Consider the following 18,035-nt stretch of genomic DNA (forward strand, 5'->3'; position numbering starts at 1 on the left):
TTGATCCACCCATGACCACGAACACCGATCAAGGCCCCACCCGGAGCCGGCGCCAATTTGACGCGCTCAAGAAGGCGATTAACCCGGAAGCCTTTTACCGGCGCGAGATTCAGAATGTTCCTGCCCAACTGAAAATAAACAACGAAGGCTGGACCCAGAATCTTCGTTGTCCTTTTCCGTCACACGACGATACCACCCCTTCTTTTGGCTTCAATGTCAAAACCGGCGCCTGTCGTTGTAACGGTTGCGGCGAAAGCTGCGGTTCTGTCATTGATGCGGCGATGAGCCTACATCGCCTGGATAAGATCGAGGCTTACGACTACCTGAAAAGTTCCTATTCCGTTGAACTTGGCGCGGCGCCCGTGAGGTTCCCTCGGTTTTTCGTCTTCCAAGGGAGTGTGCTCATGCTACCCGTTTTTCTCTCTGCTGAGCGTTGAGCCAGTCTTTCAGAAACTGGACCGGCGAGTGGTCACCGAGGGTCGAGTGCCGCCGCTTGCGATTGTAAAACACCTCAATGTACGCGAAAGCCGTGGCCTTCATCGCTTCCCGCGTGGCGAAGTGCTCGCCGAAGACCCGCTCGTTCTTGAAGCTGTTGAACCAGCTCTCGGTGGGGGCATTGTCCCAGCAGTTGCCCTTGCGGCTCATTGAACAGACCATCCCGTCTTCGGTCAGCTTGTCCTGGAAACAATGGCTGGCGTACTGGCTGCCCCGGTCGGAGTGATGCATCAGGCCGGTGGCTGGCTTGCGTCGGAACCAGGCCATGGTGAGCGCATCGGTGACGCGATCGGCGGTCATGCGCGGCTTGAGCGACCAACCAACGACTTCGCGGTTGAACAGATCCAGCACGATGGCGAGAGACAGCCAGCCTTCATCGGTCCACAGGTACGTGATGTCGGCGGTCCAGACCTGATTCGGGCCACTCGGGGTGAAATCACGCGCGAGCAGGTTATCGGCGACGGGCAGGGCGTGCTTGGAGTCCGTCGTGGCCTTGTAGCGGCGCTTGTGGCGCGCGCGGATGCCGTGCTCGCGCATCCGTCGCTCCACCCGTTCTTTGCTGGCCGGAAAGCCCCGTGCATGCAGCTCCCGCAGCAGGCGTGGACTGCCGTCGGCGCCCTTGACTTCGGCGTGGATCGCTTGAATCAGGACGATCATTTGGAGATCCGTGAGCCATCGGCGTTCCGGGTGGCCACCGCGTTTCCAGGCGCGATAACCGCTGATGCTGACCGCCAGCACCCCACACATCGCGACCAGGTCGAACGTCGGGCGCTGCGCGTCAATCCAGGGCAGACTGAACAGCGCATCCCTCGCGAAGCCTGTCCTGAGCGCAGCCGAAGGGTACGCCGTCGCTTTTTTTAAGATGTCGACCTCGCGCTTGAGGCGGATCACTTCCGCGCGCAGACGCGACAGTTCCATCTCCTCCGGCGTCACCTTCCGGGCGCCAGGGTCATCAAGCCTGCCCGCATCGGATGCCTTGACCCAGTTGCGTCACGTCTGCTCGACCAGCCCCATCTCCTTGGCCACGGCGCCCACGGTCTTGCCATCCTTGACGCGCTTGACCGCCTGTTCCTTGAACTCGGTGGTGTATTCCGGTTGCGGGATCTTCTGCATCATCGTCTCCAGTGTGAACGTCAGTTTACGTCACCCTTGGAAGACGAAATTTCAGGGGAACCTCACCCGAGCAATCGGGATCCAGGAAAAGCAAGCCCGCGACCACGGCACCTAAGCCAAACCCGGCCCCTCTGGTTCCGATTCCTCCCGAGGCGCTGGCGACCCGTCCCCAGGCCCACCCCTCGCACGGCACACCGTCAACGACATGGGAATATCGCGACCGCGACGGGCGGCCCGTGGCCTTTCAAAATCGGTTCGATCCACCCAATAACGGGCGAAAGGTTTTTAGCCCCCAGGTCTGGACCAAGGCGGGCGGTTGGCAGTGGAAGGCACTCCCGGAACCGCGACCGCTGTACGGTCTGGATCGTCTGGCGAGCCAACCCGAAGCCCCGGCCCTGATCTGCGAAGGCGAGAAAGCGGCGGATGCGGCGGCCCGGTTGCTGCCTGATCTGTCGCCCTTGGCGACGATGAACGGCGCTCAAAGTCCGGCGAAGTCCGATCTATCCCCGTTGAACGCGCGGTGCGTGCGGATTTGGCCCGACCATGACGACCCCGGCGCGGCCTTCGCTCGGAAGGTTGCCGAGTTGGCCCGGCAAGCGGGCGCGGCATCGGTCGAGGTCCTGGATCTGGCGAGCCTGACGCGCGACCCCAAGACCGGCGAACCGCGGGAACTGCCGAAAGGCTGGGATGCGTTCGACGCGGCGGCCGATGGCTGGACACCCGAGACCCTGACGGCGGCCGTTCGCTGGATTCCGTTCGCCCCTCCCGAGGCACCGAAACAACCCGCGCCGAAAGGATCCGAGGGCGCGGCGCTGCCGTTTGGCTTCGAGTTACGCGCCAACGGGATCTATTGCCAGCGGCCCGGCAATGCCAAGGACAAGACCACGGAAGACAAGGGCGGGAACGGAGCCGGGGGCGGCGGCGATGGCAAGCAATGGGTTTACGTCTGCCCCCCGCTGAAGGTCCTGGCCGTGACCCGCGACGAACGCGGCGAAGGCTTCGGGCGCCTGGTCGAGTTCGAGGATCTGGACGGACGGACCCGGCGCGAAGTGATCGGGGATCGGGAGCGGTCCGGGTCTGGCGATACCTTAAGGGCGCGACTGGCGGATATGGGGTTTGAACTGTCCACGCACCCGGAAGCGCGGCGGCAATTCCTGGAACTGTTGCGGCGATGGGTTCCCGAGAAGCGCGCGCGGTCTGTGACTCAAACCGGCTGGACCCCCGAGGGCGGCGCCTTTGTGTTGCCGGATCGCGTGCTAGGCGAAGGCCCGGAGCCCGTGATTCTGGCGGCGGAAGGCGAGCGGCCGGCATTCGGCACCCGTGGCACCCTGGACGATTGGCGCGGTTCCGTGGGCGCGTTCTGCCGTGGAAATTCGCGTCTGACGTTCTGCGTTTCCATGGCATTCGCGGCGCCTTTGTTGCGGTTGTGCGGCGCGGAGTCTGGCGGGTTCCATCTTCGCGGTTCTTCCACCGACGCGAGTTCGAGCGGCAAGACCACGGTTCAGCGTGCTGCCTGCTCGGTCTGCGGTTCCCCGAGTTTTTTGGAGAGTTGCCGGACCACGGACAACGCGGCGGAGACGCAAGCCGAATTGCATAACGATGCGTTTTTGCCCTTGGATGAATTAGCCCAGATGGAGGCGCGCGCGGCCGGCGAGTGGATTTACATGCTTTCCAACGGGCGCGGCAAGGCCCGGATGGGGCGCGATGCGGGCGCGCGTCCCGTGAAAAGCTGGCGTTTGTTGTTTCTGACATCCGGCGAAATCGGGCTAGCCGATCACATGGCGACCGCGAACAAGCACGCGCGAGCGGGGCAGGAAACGCGGTTAGCGGAAATCCCCGCCGATGCGGGCGAGGGTTTCGGAATCTTCGAGAATTTGCACGGCTTCAAGAATGGCGCGCTCTTTGCTGCGGCTTTGACCGATGCGGCGGCGCTGTCTTACGGAACCCCATTGATCGCCTTTGTTGAGGCGCTGATTCGGCACCGTGCGGAACTGCCGGCGACGATTAAAAAGCTGCAACATCAATTCGTGACGGAGGCTCTAACCGGGATCGAGAACCCGGCGGGTCAGGTCCGGCGCGTGGCGGCCCGCTTCGGTCTGGTTGCCGTGGGCGGCGAGTTGGCGACATCCGAAGGAATCACGGGATGGGAGCCCGGCGAAGCGATCCAGGCGGCGGCCCGCTGTTTTAAGGATTGGATGGCGGCGCGCGGCGGGTCTGTCCCTGCTGAAGAACGGGATTTATTGGCTCAAGTTCGCTATTTCTTCGAGGCGCATGCAAACCGTTTTCGTTGGAAGGATCGCGTTCTTGATGACCACGCCCCCGAGGTTCCGCATCAAGCCGGATTTAAGGACACCCCGAACGGCAAGGAGAATGGGATTGTGTATCTTGCCTTCCCGGAAACCTTCAAGCGCGAAATCTGCGAAGGGTACGACGCGAAAGACGCGGCGCGCGTTCTGGTCCGGCACGGGATCTTAAAGCCCAGTGGCGACAAGCGGCCCAGCCGTAACGAACGCCTGCCCGGATACAAGAATCCACAACGGGTTTTCGTGTTCGCGTTCGATGGGGAGGGCGGCGAGTGATGGATTTGACCGCCCTAAGCCGCGTCTTTGAGCGACACCCAGCGGAGACCGAGCAACCCCCCGCGAAATCCCCGGAGCAACCCCAGGACAGCGCGGCGACCGCTGCCCCTTGTCACCCGACCGGAAGCCTCCCCGATTGGCAGGAAGCCAGCGAGGAACGCGCGGCGATCCTGAAACATGAAGCCGGCGCTTCGCTGGAAGCCGCGACCGCGACGGCGGCCGATTGGCACCCGAGCCCCAACGAAACCCGCGACGGCTGGCACGGCTACACCGTGGCGAATCTGCAAGCGGCGGCCGGCCCCGATTGGTCGGAGATCGCGAGCGATCCGGCGGCGCTTGATGCCCTGGCGTTCTTGCTCCTGGTGCGTGCCCAACGGCTTCGCGGCGATTGCCCGACGCACTACACCGCCCCCGCCTTGTGCGAGCACTGCGGCCCGGTCTGGATCTGGGAGGGCGGCCCGGCGCGGATGCTCGCCTGTCCCTGGTGCGAAGTCACCGCCCGAAAGATCGACATTCCACGCCCCGCTTTCCCGTGCGGGCGCTGTCGGGAGTTTGAGCCCAGCGCGTCTAGCCCGGCGGCTGGCGTGGGGCGCTGTCGCATCAAGGCACGGGCAAGCGAGCGCGGCGGGGCATTGTGGCCCGGCGTTGAACGGGTCTGCCGTGAATGGCGACCCAGTGAAGAGGATCCGTCATGACCACGCCTGAACTTGATTCAGCGAGCATCAAGCCCCGTATCCGTGCGGAGTCAGCAACGAAAAGCCCGGCGCCGAGCGGGGCGCGCGCGGTCTGTTTTCTTGCGCGCGAAACCGTCTATTCATCGGCCTACAGGAATGAAAAACTCTATGAACGCGATTGATCGTCTGAGATTTAGCAGCCCCGGCGCGAGTGAAAGCCTGACCGAGTACGCGGGCATGTTGCAGCGAATGGCGTACAGCATCCAGGGAGCCGGCGCCCTGGTCTGCAACCGCGACCACGCGGCCACGCATGAGGCGGGGCATACCGTGGTGCACTTCGCCCATGGTGACAGGATTCGTTCGGTCCGGGTCTTTGAGCGCGGCGGGGCATGGCTGGGGATGACCCGAGCCGGGAAACGCTGGCGGATGGACCCGGAGAGCGAACCGGCAAGCGACCTAAAGCAAGCGCGCATCTATCTTGCGGGTCCGCTGGCGGAATGGTTTTACACGAAATCCCCCGCCTTTGGCGCTGGGGTTGATGAAATCGCCTTAGCGCGCGTCATCGTTGAACAAGCGGCCCCCAAGCTCGGGGTTGATGACGAATGCTTGATGATGCAAACCATGATGCAAACCATGATGCAAACGTTCGAGACGATGGAGCGACACCGCCCGGCATTGGATGAGATCGCCCGGCGGTTGATGCGAAGACCGAAGCTGGAAGGGAAATCGGTAGAGGCGATCATGCGGGGTTATCGTTAGCTGTTCGCGTTATATATCATGGCGATGCGTGAATTTGTGCCCAGTGTGCCCAGTGTGCCCAGTGTTTTTTTCTGTGCTAGGAACAAAACAAATCCGTGCCCGGTGTGCCCACCGCCAGTGTGTGTGTTAATTTTTTATAATACACATAGTAATACAGGGTAATTCATGGGAACGGCTTATCTGCCCCTGTTTGCCGGTTTTTTGCCCTAGCCCAGAAAAAAACACTGGGCACACTGGGCACACTTTTATAAATCGTTCAGAAACAGTTTCTTGCAGCGTTTTTAGGTGTGCCCATCTATGGGCACAAGCTGGGCACAACTGGGCACGTGTACGGTTATCTCCTCTCTCTGTTGCGGCCCTTGACGCTGGCGCGGCCCAGCAATGGCGCGGGTCAGCCGGAATAACCGCCAAAATCGGCCGATAGCGCGCAAAGGAATTCCCTCCCTGCCGGCGAGCCGGACGGCGCCCGGCGTGATGTGCTTGTCAGTGGATACGGGGTTGTCTTTTGTTCGGGAGAAATGAAATTAAGTTCTTTCAGCCCAGCCGGAAGCCGTGGCCCTGGTCCAGGCCGGGAACCGTGGCCCTGGTCAGGATCCAGCCGGGAACCGTGGCCCTGGTCAGGATCCAGCCGGGAACCGTGGCCCTGGTCAGGATCCAACCGGGAACCGGAACCGTCCAGGGATCCAGCCCAACCGGAAGCCGTGGCCCTGGTCCAGGCCGGGAACCGTGGCCCTGGTCAAGATCCAGCCGGGAACCGAAGGCGTCCGGGGATCCAGCCCAGCCGGGAACCGGAGCCGTCCGGGTCCGGGTTGGCCTCGCTCGGGGAACCGAAGCCGTCCAGGGATCCAGCCCAGCCGGAAGCCGTGGCCCTGGTCAAGATCCAGCCGGGAACCGAAGCCGTCCGGGTCCGGGTTGGCCTCGCTCGGGGAACCGGAACCGTCCAGGGATCCAGCCCAACCGGAAGCCGTGGCCCTGGTCCAGGCCGGAAGCCGTGGCCCTGGTCAGGATCCAACCGGGAACCGGAGCCGTCCAGGGATCCAGCCCAGCCGGGAACCGGAGTCGTCCAGGGATCCAGCCGGGAACCGAAGCCGTCCAGGGATCCAGCCGGGAACCGAAGCCGTCCGGGGATCCAGCCCAGCCGGGAACCGAAGCCGTCCAGGGATCCAGCCCCGCCGGGAACCGTGGCCCTGGTCCAGGCCGGAAGCCGTGGCCCTGGTCAGGATCCAGCCGGGAACCGAAGCCGTCCGGGTCCGGGTTGGCCTCGCTCGGGGAACTGAAGCCGTTTAGGGATCCAGCCCAGCCGGAAGCCGTGGCGCTGGTCAAATACCCGGAATTCCGGGGATTAGAACAAACATCATGCTAGATCGCTTCTAGCCGTAAGCTAGAATTTTGCTAGAATGCTGCTAGACCTATGCTAGATATAAAGGCTTACTCAATGACTGAACAAATTGCTTTGCGGTTCCCTGACGGAACAAAAGACCGGATTCGGTCTTTCGCGAGATCCGGCGAGACGATGACCGCGGCCGTTCTTCGCGCGCTAGAGTGCCTTGCGATGACGGGAGATTCTCCCATCATGACGGCGCCTGATCTTGACTTGCGGCGAGAGGTTAGCGACTTGGCGGAGCGCGTGGCAATTCTTGAATCCCTAGCGGGGCGAACCAAAAACCCCGAGAGAGCGCAAACCGTGGAGCGAATCCAGCGCATGAGAGCGACCGGGATAAGCTGTCAAACGATTGCGGACGCGCTGAACCGCGAGGGAGTTCCAACCTTGTCCGGGCGCGGTCAGTGGCAACCTGGCACGGTTCAGAAATTGGCCCAGGGAGCCACCGATTCCCATGGATCCCCCGAGCAGGAAAGCGATTAGTGAGTGTGGGTTAGTAACTGTATTGGCACCTAAAGGATATGGATGATTGGCGCGATTTACGCCGATAAAACAGGAGGTTGATGCAGTTTGTCGAGGTTTTCGATTTTGCGCTTGAGTTGGCACTAATCGGCTTGGATTCAGTCGTTGCCTATCGGTTTTGCATTTAGTTTGGCGCTTTGCCGACACAGCTTAGCATCACATCATTCCACCCTTCCAGACGACCCGGCCCACGATTTCAAGTTGGTGGAGGCGGTCGCGCTCGATGAACTCCTCAGCATAGGCGACGTTGTCGGTGCCGAGCCGGACCCGGCCATCGGCCAGGCGTTGCAGGCGCTTGGCGCGCAGCTCGTGATCGATCTGTAAGACGTAGATGTAGCCACCCTCCGGCTCGCGCTTGGCGCGGTCGACCAGGAGGGCGTCGCCGTGGCGGATGGTGGGCTCCATCGAGTCGCCCACGGCCCGCACCACCGCCAGGTTGTCGGCCTGGATGCCGGTCTGGCGCAGCCAGTCGCGACGAAACGCCAACTGGGCGAGCACCGCCTCGCTTTCCACGAAGACCCCAGGCCCGGCGCTGACCGACACGTCGTACAGCGGCACCAGGGCAAATTCCTCCCAGATCCCCGCTGGAGCCGTTGGTTCCGGGCGCCTCTCGCGCGCCAGCATCGGCCCTTCGCCAGTAGCCAGCCAGTCCACCCACACTCCTGCCGCTTTGGCAATGGCGGCCAGCCGAAATGTCTTCGGCTCCGCATTCCCTGACAGATAGGTTTCCAGGCTTCGGCGAGGAATGCCCGTTTTCCTCGCCAGCTCATCGCCGCTTCCTGCTAGCTCCGCGCATTTCCTGATTCTTCCTGCCAGGGCCTCCAGCGTTTCGGGGTTCATGGGGAGAACCTCGAAACGAGGTGCGAAACCGTAAAAGCGTTTCGTATTTCATGTTTTTTGTTATGAATCATTTGCTTCCTCTTTTAAAACAAACTCCAGCCAAGTTAGAACAGCGAAACCAGAAAGCTGCGTTGCGTTTCGGGGTTACCTAGCAGGCTCTCGCTTTCTTTAAAGCAAGAAACCGCTTTACAGATAGCATCAACCTGCCATATGATTTTGTCATGAAACAGTTACTAGACCCCAAAAACCCCGCCGCCCATTGGGAACTGATCAAGGCCGCCCTCCGTGCGCGCGGATCTTCATTAAGCGCCATTGCTCGCGATCTTGGGCTGATGCGGCAGGCGGTGCACCACGTCCATCACAAGCGCTATCCCGCCGTGGAGGCGGCGATTGCGAAGGTGCTGGACGTGCAGCCGTCGGCCCTATGGCCGGATCGCTATCACGCGGATGGCCGCCCGATCCGCCAGCGGCCAACCGCGCCGATGGCGAAGCCTCAATTACGCCGCAAAGGAAACGTTATCGCTAGCGTCAGCGACGATAAAAGAGAGTCTTTGTGAAATCCTGGTACTCGGCATCGGAGTTGATTGGGCAGCCTGGCTTGCCGGGGACTGTTCAAAACGTGAACGCAAAAGCCGCCCGCGAAGGTTGGATCAAACGTCCCCGCGCTGGCCGTGGTGGCGGCAAGGAGTACGCCGTCGCCTCACTGCCTACCGTCACGCAGCGGCATCTTGCTGGCGATCCATCGGATTCGCTGCCGACGGATCAAGAGGAGGCGCCAGTTAGCCTCTGCCGCCTGCTACTTGGCGGGATGCTGGTCTGGATTGGCCTGAGGTTTTTGAGTGCCGCACAGGCTCTGCTCAATGAGGAGCGCACGTCATGAAATCCTGGTACTCGGTTGCGGAGTTAGCGGGCCTTCCTGGCTTGCCGCAGACAGAGCGGGCAATCCAGCTTCGAGCCAAGCGCGAAAACTGGAAACACCAACCCCGCCCCGGCCGTGGCGGCGGCAAGGAATACGCCCTCAAATCCCTCCCGAAAATCACCCAGGACCACCTGCTGCAAGTCGCCATCGCCCAGGTTCCAGCCCTGGCCGCGCCCGTCGTCGCGCCCCTTTCCGGCGACGTCACCCAATTGGTGCCCGTCAGCGCCCCCGACCATCTTCCCGCCGCCGGGAGCCTGGTCGCCGCCAACCCGACCGCGATCAGCGCCGACCCACTGGCGGACCGCCACTTAGCTACCAACCCCAACGCCCCCCGCGACGTCACCGAACTCAAAGACTGGCAGCGCCGGCGCATGGAAGCCCGGCTCGCCCTGCTGCAAGAGATCGACCGCCTCGGCACCGTGCTCGGGCTCGAAAAATCCATCAAGACCCTGGTCAACCAAGCCGATCTGGGCCAACTGCCCCCCGAACTTGCCGCCATGTTGGGCGTCGCCAACGCCAAGAGCGGCGGCGCGGACGGGGAGCGCACCCTCTCGCGCCGCACCCTCTATCGCTGGCTCGCCGACCGCGCCCAGGGCTATCTCGCCCTCGCCCCCAAATCCACCGAGCGCCAGCGCGTCCCCGCCTGGGCGCCGGCGCTGCTCCAGCTCTACCAGCGTCCCACCAAGCCCAGCCTCGCCTGGGCGCTGGGCGAACTGCCCCAGCACCTGCCCGAGGGCACCGCCGCCCCCAGCTACTGGGCCGCCAGCCGCTTCCTCAAAAAACTCGGCAGCGTCGAGCGCGAACGCGGCCGGCTCGGCACCCGCGACCTGCGCAACCTCCAGCCCTTCCGGCGGCGCTCCACCCGCGAGATGTGGCCCGGCGACGTCTACACCATGGACGGCCACACCTTCGACGCCGAAATCCGGCATCCCGTCCACGGCCGCCCGTTCCGTCCCGAGATCACCTCCTGTCTCGATGTCTGCACGCGCCGCTCGGTCGGCTGGTCGATCGCCCTGGCCGAAAGCGGTTGGGCCGTCCTCGACGCCCTGCGTCACGCCTGTCTGGTGGGCGGCATTCCCGCCATCTTCTATGTCGACAACGGCTCGGGCTACTGCAACGCCCTCATGGACGACGCCGCCGTCGGGTTGCTGGCGCGACTCAGTATCACCAAGGCGACCTCCATTCCTTATAACAGCCAGGCGCGCGGCATCATCGAGCGCAGCCACCAAAGCCTGTGGATCCGCGCCGCCAAAACCCTGCCCACCTACCTGGGCGACGCGATGGACAAGCAGGCCCGCGACAAAGTCTACAGGCTCACCCGCAAGGACATCCGCGAGCAGGGCGCGAGCCCCTTGCTCATGCCCTGGCGCGAGTTTCTCGGCTGGGCCGAGGCCAACGCACGGGCCTACAACGCCCGTCCCCATCGCGGCCTGCCCAAGATCCACGACGCGCAGACCGGCAAGGTTCGCCACCAAAGCCCCGACGAAGCCTGGGCCGCCGCCATCGCCGAGGGTTGGGAGCCGGCCACCGTGCTGCCCGATGAGGCCAACGACCTGTTCCGCCCCTATCAGGTCCGCAAGACCACGCGCGGCGAGGTCTCCCTGTTCGGCAACACCTATTTCAGCACGTTGCTGGCCGAGCACACCGGCGACCTGGTGCAGGTGGGCTACGACATCCACGACGCCGACCGCGTCTGGGTGCGCGACCGCAATCATCGCCTGATCTGCGTCGCCGACTTCGAGGCCAACAAATCCAGCTATTTCCCCGTCACCGCCATCGACGAGGCCGCCGCGCGCCGCGCCAAAGGCCGCTTGAGCCGGTTGGACCGCCAGATCGACGAGATCGAAGCCGAGCACGCCGGGCTCACCGGCGCCCGCCTGCCCCAACCGGCCCCCGCGACCGCCGAGGAAGAAGCGGCGACCGCCGAGATGCTGGAGCGCGCCCGGCAGTGGCAGGCCGACGACGAAGCCCTGGCGCAGGCGGAAGAACTGGCCCAGCAGGAGGCCACGCAACAGGCGCTGGCGCGGCTGGAGACACCCTCGCCCCAACCCCTCTCCCAGGGGGAGAGGGGCTTATCCGACAGCCCGGCCAGCATCGCCCGGCCGGACTTTCAGACCGATTACGACCTCTGGCTGTGGATGGACGCCCATCCCGAGGCCGCCACCGAGCAGGACCGTTTGTATCTGGAACAGGCGCTGGCCGACTCGCCCGCGTTACAGATTCAGATCGAAGCGGAGCAGGACCAGCGGGCGCGTCGTCGCCGCTGACCGGTTAACCCGTAGGGGCGAATTCATTCGCCCCGTGGCCCATGGCAAGCCGGGGCGAATGAATTCGCCCCTACGGGCAAAAAAAAGGCCGCCCGAGCGGGGCGGCCAAGAAAAAACACATCAACTTTAACTATAGCAGAATTGTCAATGAAAAAAGTGTTCGCCATCACATCCAACGCCAAACGGTTCCTCGGCGGCATGACCGCGCTGGAAAAGCGCGGCGCCCGCGAAGCCTGCTGGCTCTCGCTCAACGGCCCGGCGGGGCTCGGCAAATCGCTGCTGGTGCAGTGGTATGCCGGCAAAAACGACGGCGTCTATCTGCGCGCCAAGACCACCTGGACCAGCCGCTCCGCGCTGGCCGAGCTGGTCACCGAACTGGGTTCCTCGCCCGCGCGCCGGCAGGACGAACTCTTCGCCCAAGCCCTGGGCACCCTCGGGCGCGATCCCCGGCTCGTCATCATCGACGAGGTCGAGCATTGCCTGCACGACATCAAGGTGCTCGAAACCTTCCGCGACCTCTCCGACCTGTGCGAGTGCCCCATCGTCATCGTCGGCATGGAAGCGGTCAAGACCAAGATCCAGCGGTACGAGCAGATTTCGAGCCGCATCACCCAGGTGGTCGATTTCCTGCCCGCCTCGTTGGAGGACGTGCGGATCATGGCCGAAACCCTCACCGAGCTGCGCTATGCGGACGATCTGATCGCCAAGATTCAGAGCGAAAGCGAGGGCCGGTATCGGCTGATCATGGATGCCCTGGCGGAGGTCGAGCGGACGGCCAAGCGCAACGGCTGGGCCGAGGTCAACGCCAGCCAGTTCCCCGCGCGGCTCACCCACGATTGGCGTCTGCGCACCCGGCGCGGCGGGGTCAAGGGCGAGCCGGGCAGCAAGGCGCTGGCCGAGGGGGCAGCGTGATGCGGTCCTCGACGTTGCTTCTGAAGCTGATCGGCGAGGCGGGCGAGGAGGGGGCCACGCTGGAGGCGTTGGATCAGGCCATTGACGGCCTATCCCGCAAAGCCATCGTCATGGCGACTGGCGTGCTCGCGCAGCGCGGGCTGCTGGAGCGCCGCGCCCCTGGACATTACCGGCTGACAGCAGCCGGACGGCTCGCGCTGGAGGCGGGCATCGCGATCAAGCCCGGCCCGCGCGGCACGCATGCGACCGCGATCCAGGCCCGCAGTCTGCGCGCCAAGCTTTGGCGCGCGATGCGGGCGCTCAACAAGTTCGGCATCGACGATCTGTTGTTGCGCGGCGCCAATGGCGACGAAGCGGACGCCCGCAACAATGCGGGCAAGTACGTCAACGTGCTGGAGCGCGCCGGCTACCTCATCCGTCTCAAGCACCGCCTCCCCGGCGACGCCCCGACCTCGCCCGGCTTCGTGCGTTGGCTACTGGTCCACAACACCGGCCCCAAAGCCCCGATCTGGCAGGCGGGCAAGCGCCAACTGCACGACCCCAACACCGGCAAAACCTTCGCGCTCGACGCCAACGCCGGCACCGACGCCCAACCGCAACCCACGTTAGAGGCCGCCCATGGATAACGTCACCGACGACGCCCTGGCCCTGCTCCACGCCGAAGTGGCGCGCACCGACACCGTGCGCACCGCCGAGCGCCTGGGCGTCAGCCGCACCGCCGTCAGCCTGCTGATCAACGGCAAATACACCGCCGACCCGACCCGCATGTACGCCCTGATCGGCGACGTGCTCGGCGGTCTGCACTGCCCGCACCTCGACGCCGACCTCAGCCGCGACGCCTGCCGGCGCTGGCACGGTCGCGCCACCCCGCCGGCCCAATCCGCCGCCGCCGTCGCCCACTGGCGCGCGTGCCAGCAATGCCCGCACAACCCGCTGGCCGACCGGGAGGCCCAGCCATGAGCGACGCCAACACGCACGCCGATCTCCTCGCGCTCGGGTTGATCGTGCGCGAGTGCCCCTGGCCGCTGGCCGATGTCTGTCCGGCGCCGCGCTATCCGTTCTGGCAGGTCGACGACGATGTGACCGGCGTGCCGGTCGCCTTCGGCAGCGACCGCGACGCCGCCACCGCCAACGCCCTGCGCCGGCTCGCCCATCTCGCCGCCCGTCGCAAACTGACCGTCCTGCAACTGCTCGATCAACTGAGGAGCGACCGTCATCATGCCTAGCCGCCAACCCACGGCCCAGCAATTCGACCTCATCCGCACGCTGGCCGTCGCCGGCGAACTCGCCCGGCGCGGCTGTCGGGTGCTCGACGCCCAGGTGCTGCCGCATCCGCGCGTGCGCATCAGCGCGCCCCCGCCTGGCCTGCTGCCGACCTTTGGTTTTCTGCCCCCGCCGCCCGGCGTGTGCCGCGTCCCGGTGCTGTGTGTCGCCCACCGATGGCGCACCCGCATCGAGTGGTTCGCCACGGAGGGCAACCAATGAGCAAGCGCGGCTTTGAAAGGAAGACCCGCGCGGCGCCGGGGGAACGACGCCCCGTCGCTGGCCAGCCCTACCGCCAGACCCCCGAGCAGCAAGCGCGCGACTGGGAGCCGCGCGATCCCGTGGGCTACACGCCGCGCGCGCTCGATCTCAAGGTGCTCGCGGCCAGCCCGACCGACCGGCACCCGACGCGCCCGGCGGTCAACCTCGATCCCCTGGACGCCCGGCGGGCTCGGGTCCGCGGCCAGCGCCAGGGCCGCGCCACGCAAGCGGCCACGGCGGCGGTTGCGCCCCGTCCTCGCCAGCCCGCGCGCGCGCCCCGCACGCCCAACGTCACCAAGCGCCTGCTCGCCGTCCTGCAAAGCGACCCGGCGCGCGCCTGGAGCGTCTTCGAGCTGCGCGCGCAGGTCGCCTTCTCGCCCTCGTCCACCGTGTCCTCGCTCCTGCGGCGCTACGTGCGCGACGGACGGGTCGCGTCCATTCCGTCCGAGCGCGGCCCGCACGGCTTCGGCGGCAAACGCTACCGCTGGACAGGGGAGGGCGCATGAGCCTCTCCGGCACCTGCCCCGAGTGCGGTTGCCGCGCCGACCTGGCGGTCTTCGCCAGTGCCGGCGAGGTCAACCGCGCCCTGGCCGCCGCGCTGGAGATTCCCGCCCCCCTCGGGGGGCGGGTGCTGCGCTATCTGCGTCTGTTCAGCCCGCCGCGCAAGGCGCTCGCCACGGGCAAGGCGGTGCGCCTGCTCACCGAGTTATCCCAGGCCATCGGTCGCGCCGAAATCGACCGCAAAGGCAGCGTCTGGTCCGCCCCCCTGCCGGTCTGGGAAGCGGCGCTCGATGCCATCCTCGCCACGCCCCCCGAGCGCCTGCCGCTCAACGGTCACGGCTATCTCTTCGAGACCGTCGCCAACCTCGCCGCCAAGCACGCGGGGCGCGCCGAGGCGGCACGCTTGGCGCACGCGCGCGGCGACACTCCGATCGGGCGTCAGGCGCCGTCCGCCCACGGCGCGCGCGACCCCGACCCCATCCAGGAGATCGTCAACGACCTGCGCGCCCTAAAAACCCTCGAAGCCTACAACCCCGGCCAGCACACGGCCGAGATCGCCGGCCTGCAACAGCGGCTCGCCGCCGTGCGGGTCAACCCCAACCCGGAGACCCCATGACCGACATCCTCCTTGCCTTGCTGATTGGCGCCCAGCTTGGCGCCATCGCCGCCGTTTCCGCCCTCGCGCTGTGCCGCGTCGCCAGCGCGGGCGACGGGCGCCGCCACGACGACCCCCGACCCACCATCCAGGAGACCCGTCCCCATGATTGATGACGCGCAAGTCGACCTCTACGCCCACGCCAAGCCCTTCGGCGCCGCTTCCTTCGACTCCGCTTCCTTCGACTCCGCTTCCTTCGACTCCGCTCAGGACAAGCCATTCGGCGCTGCCTATCGCCATCCCGGCGACGCCAGGACGCCCAACCTCCTGGGCCTGCGCGACGCCTACCTGAGCGCCGTCGAATGCCGTCGCGCCCACGTCCTCAGCCTCTGCGACCGTCTCAACGCGCTCGCGAACGATGCCGGTCCCAGCCTCCAGGAAGCCCTGGAAGCCGAACAGGACTGTCTCGACGATCTGCTCGAAGCCACCCTCGCGCGTTTCGAGTACCTCACCAACCGTCCGGGGGGCGCATGAACGCGACCGCGCCAGCCCGGACAGACAACGCCACCTCAACCAACCCGGAGACCGCTATGACCGAACTGCCAACCGCCCCGCCCCCCGGCTATCTCGAAGACGCCCAGGGCCGCCTGGTGCCCGAAAAAATGGTCCGCCCCCACGAACTCCAGCGCGACGCCCTGGTGCGCGACCTGGTCGGACGCATCGCCGGCGCCCGCGATCAAATGGCCCTCCTCAAGCGCGACCTGCTCGCCGACATCGCCGCCCACATCCAACTGGTCGCCGAAGCCTATGACGTGCGCATCACCGGCACCAACGGCAACGTCAGCCTCGCCAGCTACGACGGGCGGCTCAAGGTGGAGCGCGACATCGCCGAGCGCGTCCAGATCGGCGAACAGATCCAGGCCGCCGAGGCGCTCATCCGCGAGATCCTCGACGAGATCGCCGACCCCACCGCCAAGGCCATCGTCGATCGGGCGTTCCGGCGCAACCGCAAGACCGGCGAGCTGTCCCCGGCGCGCCTGATCGACCTGATCAGCGTCCAGCTCGACGACGAACGCTGGGAGCGCGCCGTGGCCGCCATCCGCGACGCCATCCAGACGGTCGGCACCGTCACCTACTTCCGCGCCTATCGGCGGGATCAGCCCGACCAACCCTGGCAGATGATCCCGCTGGATTTCTCAGCCATTGCCCCGGCGCCGCCGTCCAGCGACGCCCCTGCCCACGACCTCGCCGCCTAACCTGGAGTCCGCCATGACCGCAAACACCCCGACCCCGCTCCTGACCCAAGCCGAACTGATCGACGCCATCGCCGACTACACCGGCCAACCCAAGGCCCTGGTGCGCGACGTCTTCGCCGGGCTCTTTCTGGCGGCCCGCTACGCCTTGAACAGCGGCCGGCGCGTGCGTCTGCCCGAACTCGGCACCCTCGTGCCCAAGGCGGTTCCCGCGCGCACCGGCACCGTCAACGGCGTGCCCTACGCCACGCCCGCCGGCGTGCGCGTGGGCTTTCGTGCCAGCCAGGCGCTCAAGCAGGCCCTCGCCCCGCGCCTGACGGCAGCCCCCGAGCCGTCCTCGGCGGTTGCCCCGCTCGCCCCGGAGGACGCCCCATGGCCCGCAGGTCTTCGGCGGCCTGTTCGGGTTCCCCCGCTCGCCCCGGAGGACGCGCCATGAGCATCGGTCACCCCAAGCCCGATCCGCGCGAACGGCGCCAGATCGACGCCGCCCTCATCCGCGAGTGCGCCTACGCCAGCGTCGCCCAGCAACTGCGCCGCGGCCAGATCGGCGGCCCCGAGGCCGTCATCGCCCTGCGTCATGCCTACCATCGCGCCGAGCGTCACGCCCGCGCGTTGGAGACGGTCGCGCAAGCCGCTTAAGCGTCTTTGACGTCCTTGGTGTCCCTGGAGTCCTTCAGGGCTTCTCAGGACACCAAGGACAAAGGACTTCAAAGACATCAAGGACATCAAGGACAACCGCGAAACCCGCCCCCGGCGGGTCTGCCCGGCGTGGCGGCCAGGCACTGACGAGCAGCCAGACACCCAGACAGGAATCGCCCATGCACAACGACCTTGCCAAAATCCACATCGCCAAACAGGCCCTCGGGCTCGACGACGCCACCTATCGCGCCATGCTCCAGCGCATCGGCGGCGTCGACTCCTCCGCCCAGCTCGACCCGGTCGGACGGCGCGCCCTGCTGGCCGAATTCCGTGCCGCCGGCTGGAAACCCACGCCCGGCAAGGCCGCCAACGCCCGCGCGCTCGCCAGCGACCCCCAGTCGCGGATGATCCGCGCCCTCTGGCTGCGCCTGCACCAGGCCGGCAAGGTCCGCGACCCCAGCGAAAAGAGCCTCGCCCAGTACGTCAAACGGCAAACCCGCATCGACCGCCTCGACTGGCTCAGCGCCGCCCAAGCCCGCCGGGTCATCGAGGCCCTCAAAGGCTGGGCCGCGCGCGTCGGCGTGACGCTGGAGGACGCATGACCACTCCCGCCGACCTCAGCGCCGCCGCCCAACGGCCCCACGCCCTGCGCGTCGACCTCGCCGACCTCCCGCGCGACCTGCGCGAGATCGCCGACCTCATCGGCCTGCCGGGCGCGCTCGACCTCGTCGACACCTGGGGCGGCGTGCGCCTCTACCTCCCGCTCGCGCACCACCTCCCGGACCATCACGCGCTCGTCGCCCGCCTCGGACGCGACGCCGCCGAGCGTCTGTGCGAACGCTTCGGCGGCGCCGACCTCGCCATTCCGCGCGCGCTCGCCGCCCTGCGCGCCGCGCGCGACCGCCTGATCTGTCACGAACACGCCCACGGCAGCCCCGCCCGCGCGCTCGCCTTGCGCTATCGCCTCAGCGAGCGGCGCGTCTGGGAGATCCTCGCCGGCGCCGATGCCCGCGACGCCGCCGCCTTCGCCGCGCGGCAGATGCCGCTGTTTTAATCCTGGAA

Annotated in this window: 24 protein-coding genes, 1 other RNA gene and 1 pseudogene; 24 read left to right on the forward strand and 2 right to left on the reverse strand. The window is 66.1% G+C overall.

Features of this window, described 5'->3' with window-relative positions:
• Positions 1-11: 11 nt before the first annotated feature.
• Positions 12-437, forward strand: a complete 426-nt coding sequence (locus tag THIVI_RS24135; protein ID WP_014780559.1) for a CHC2 zinc finger domain-containing protein — start codon at positions 12-14, stop codon at positions 435-437.
• Here THIVI_RS24135 and THIVI_RS21155 read toward each other — a convergent pair.
• A pseudogene (locus THIVI_RS21155) lies at positions 403-1,608 on the reverse strand (IS3 family transposase). The gene THIVI_RS24135 and the pseudogene THIVI_RS21155 overlap by 35 nt on opposite strands.
• Before the next feature lie 236 nt (positions 1,609-1,844).
• Between THIVI_RS21155 and THIVI_RS21165 the strand changes: the two are divergent.
• The 5 genes from THIVI_RS21165 to THIVI_RS26380 all read left to right on the forward strand — a co-directional run bounded on the left by THIVI_RS21165 (position 1,845) and on the right by THIVI_RS26380 (position 7,484).
• Entirely contained in the window at positions 1,845-4,187 is a 2,343-nt protein-coding gene (locus tag THIVI_RS21165) for a DUF927 domain-containing protein (protein WP_014780561.1), read from the forward strand.
• On the forward strand, positions 4,184-4,882 hold the full coding sequence (locus tag THIVI_RS21170; protein WP_157174533.1) for a hypothetical protein: 699 nt from the start codon (positions 4,184-4,186) through the stop codon (positions 4,880-4,882). The genes THIVI_RS21165 and THIVI_RS21170 overlap by 4 nt, the downstream gene beginning before the upstream one ends.
• Positions 4,879-5,043, forward strand: coding sequence for a hypothetical protein (locus THIVI_RS24950; protein ID WP_014780563.1), 165 nt, complete (start codon positions 4,879-4,881; stop codon positions 5,041-5,043). The genes THIVI_RS21170 and THIVI_RS24950 overlap by 4 nt, the downstream gene beginning before the upstream one ends.
• Entirely contained in the window at positions 5,030-5,620 is a 591-nt protein-coding gene (locus THIVI_RS21175) for a hypothetical protein (protein WP_014780564.1), read from the forward strand. The genes THIVI_RS24950 and THIVI_RS21175 overlap by 14 nt, the downstream gene beginning before the upstream one ends.
• 1,573 nt (positions 5,621-7,193) lie before the next feature.
• Positions 7,194-7,484, forward strand: coding sequence for a recombinase family protein (locus THIVI_RS26380; RefSeq protein ID WP_425358607.1), 291 nt, complete (start codon positions 7,194-7,196; stop codon positions 7,482-7,484).
• 195 nt (positions 7,485-7,679) lie between these two features.
• Here THIVI_RS26380 and THIVI_RS21185 read toward each other — a convergent pair whose 3' ends face one another.
• Entirely contained in the window at positions 7,680-8,363 is a 684-nt protein-coding gene (locus tag THIVI_RS21185) for an XRE family transcriptional regulator (RefSeq protein ID WP_014780566.1), read from the reverse strand.
• 221 nt (positions 8,364-8,584) lie between these two features.
• Here THIVI_RS21185 and THIVI_RS21190 point away from each other — a divergent pair, with 221 nt between their 5' ends.
• From THIVI_RS21190 to THIVI_RS23110, 18 genes are all read left to right on the forward strand, one after another.
• Complete coding sequence (locus THIVI_RS21190; RefSeq protein ID WP_014780567.1) at positions 8,585-8,920, forward strand: helix-turn-helix domain-containing protein; 336 nt, start codon at positions 8,585-8,587, stop codon at positions 8,918-8,920.
• Positions 8,917-9,243 (forward strand): DNA-binding protein, encoded by a 327-nt coding sequence (locus tag THIVI_RS24140; protein WP_014780568.1) that lies wholly within the window; start codon positions 8,917-8,919, stop codon positions 9,241-9,243. Before THIVI_RS21190 ends, THIVI_RS24140 begins: the two co-directional genes overlap by 4 nt.
• Positions 9,240-11,549: a Mu transposase C-terminal domain-containing protein gene (locus THIVI_RS21200; RefSeq protein WP_014780569.1), complete on the forward strand. Its 2,310-nt coding sequence runs from the start codon at positions 9,240-9,242 to the stop codon at positions 11,547-11,549. Before THIVI_RS24140 ends, THIVI_RS21200 begins: the two co-directional genes overlap by 4 nt.
• Positions 11,550-11,696: 147 nt before the next feature.
• Positions 11,697-12,461 carry an AAA family ATPase gene (locus THIVI_RS21205; protein ID WP_014780570.1) on the forward strand — a complete coding sequence of 255 codons (765 nt, stop codon included), beginning with the start codon at positions 11,697-11,699 and terminating at the stop codon, positions 12,459-12,461.
• Positions 12,461-13,087 carry a hypothetical protein gene (locus THIVI_RS21210; RefSeq protein ID WP_014780571.1) on the forward strand — a complete coding sequence of 209 codons (627 nt, stop codon included), beginning with the start codon at positions 12,461-12,463 and terminating at the stop codon, positions 13,085-13,087. Before THIVI_RS21205 ends, THIVI_RS21210 begins: the two co-directional genes overlap by 1 nt.
• Positions 13,080-13,421: a helix-turn-helix domain-containing protein gene (locus THIVI_RS21215; protein WP_014780572.1), complete on the forward strand. Its 342-nt coding sequence runs from the start codon at positions 13,080-13,082 to the stop codon at positions 13,419-13,421. The genes THIVI_RS21210 and THIVI_RS21215 overlap by 8 nt, the downstream gene beginning before the upstream one ends.
• Entirely contained in the window at positions 13,418-13,687 is a 270-nt protein-coding gene (locus tag THIVI_RS21220) for a hypothetical protein (protein ID WP_014780573.1), read from the forward strand. Before THIVI_RS21215 ends, THIVI_RS21220 begins: the two co-directional genes overlap by 4 nt.
• Entirely contained in the window at positions 13,680-13,946 is a 267-nt protein-coding gene (locus THIVI_RS21225; protein ID WP_014780574.1) for a hypothetical protein, read from the forward strand. The genes THIVI_RS21220 and THIVI_RS21225 overlap by 8 nt, the downstream gene beginning before the upstream one ends.
• Positions 13,901-14,491 (forward strand): hypothetical protein, encoded by a 591-nt coding sequence (locus tag THIVI_RS21230; protein ID WP_169315585.1) that lies wholly within the window; start codon positions 13,901-13,903, stop codon positions 14,489-14,491. The genes THIVI_RS21225 and THIVI_RS21230 overlap by 46 nt, the downstream gene beginning before the upstream one ends.
• Entirely contained in the window at positions 14,488-15,102 is a 615-nt protein-coding gene (locus tag THIVI_RS23105; protein ID WP_014780576.1) for a hypothetical protein, read from the forward strand. Before THIVI_RS21230 ends, THIVI_RS23105 begins: the two co-directional genes overlap by 4 nt.
• Complete coding sequence (locus THIVI_RS24955) at positions 15,099-15,254, forward strand: hypothetical protein (protein ID WP_014780577.1); 156 nt, start codon at positions 15,099-15,101, stop codon at positions 15,252-15,254. Before THIVI_RS23105 ends, THIVI_RS24955 begins: the two co-directional genes overlap by 4 nt.
• On the forward strand, positions 15,247-15,615 hold the full coding sequence (locus THIVI_RS21240) for a hypothetical protein (protein WP_014780578.1): 369 nt from the start codon (positions 15,247-15,249) through the stop codon (positions 15,613-15,615). The genes THIVI_RS24955 and THIVI_RS21240 overlap by 8 nt, the downstream gene beginning before the upstream one ends.
• A gap of 56 nt (positions 15,616-15,671) precedes the next feature.
• Entirely contained in the window at positions 15,672-16,337 is a 666-nt protein-coding gene (locus THIVI_RS21245; protein ID WP_014780579.1) for a DUF3164 family protein, read from the forward strand.
• A gap of 13 nt (positions 16,338-16,350) precedes the next feature.
• Positions 16,351-16,770, forward strand: coding sequence for an HU family DNA-binding protein (locus tag THIVI_RS21250; protein ID WP_014780580.1), 420 nt, complete (start codon positions 16,351-16,353; stop codon positions 16,768-16,770).
• Complete coding sequence (locus THIVI_RS21255) at positions 16,767-16,973, forward strand: hypothetical protein (RefSeq protein ID WP_014780581.1); 207 nt, start codon at positions 16,767-16,769, stop codon at positions 16,971-16,973. Before THIVI_RS21250 ends, THIVI_RS21255 begins: the two co-directional genes overlap by 4 nt.
• Before the next feature lie 96 nt (positions 16,974-17,069).
• Positions 17,070-17,133: hammerhead ribozyme type II (locus THIVI_RS24145), an RNA gene on the forward strand.
• A gap of 19 nt (positions 17,134-17,152) precedes the next feature.
• Entirely contained in the window at positions 17,153-17,575 is a 423-nt protein-coding gene (locus THIVI_RS21260) for a gp16 family protein (protein ID WP_014780582.1), read from the forward strand.
• On the forward strand, positions 17,572-18,027 hold the full coding sequence (locus tag THIVI_RS23110; protein WP_014780583.1) for a Mor transcription activator family protein: 456 nt from the start codon (positions 17,572-17,574) through the stop codon (positions 18,025-18,027). Before THIVI_RS21260 ends, THIVI_RS23110 begins: the two co-directional genes overlap by 4 nt.
• Positions 18,028-18,035: the final 8 nt, after the last annotated feature.

The sequence above is a fragment of the Thiocystis violascens DSM 198 genome, assembly GCF_000227745.2.
In the GTDB taxonomy this organism is placed as follows: domain Bacteria; phylum Pseudomonadota; class Gammaproteobacteria; order Chromatiales; family Chromatiaceae; genus Chromatium; species Chromatium violascens.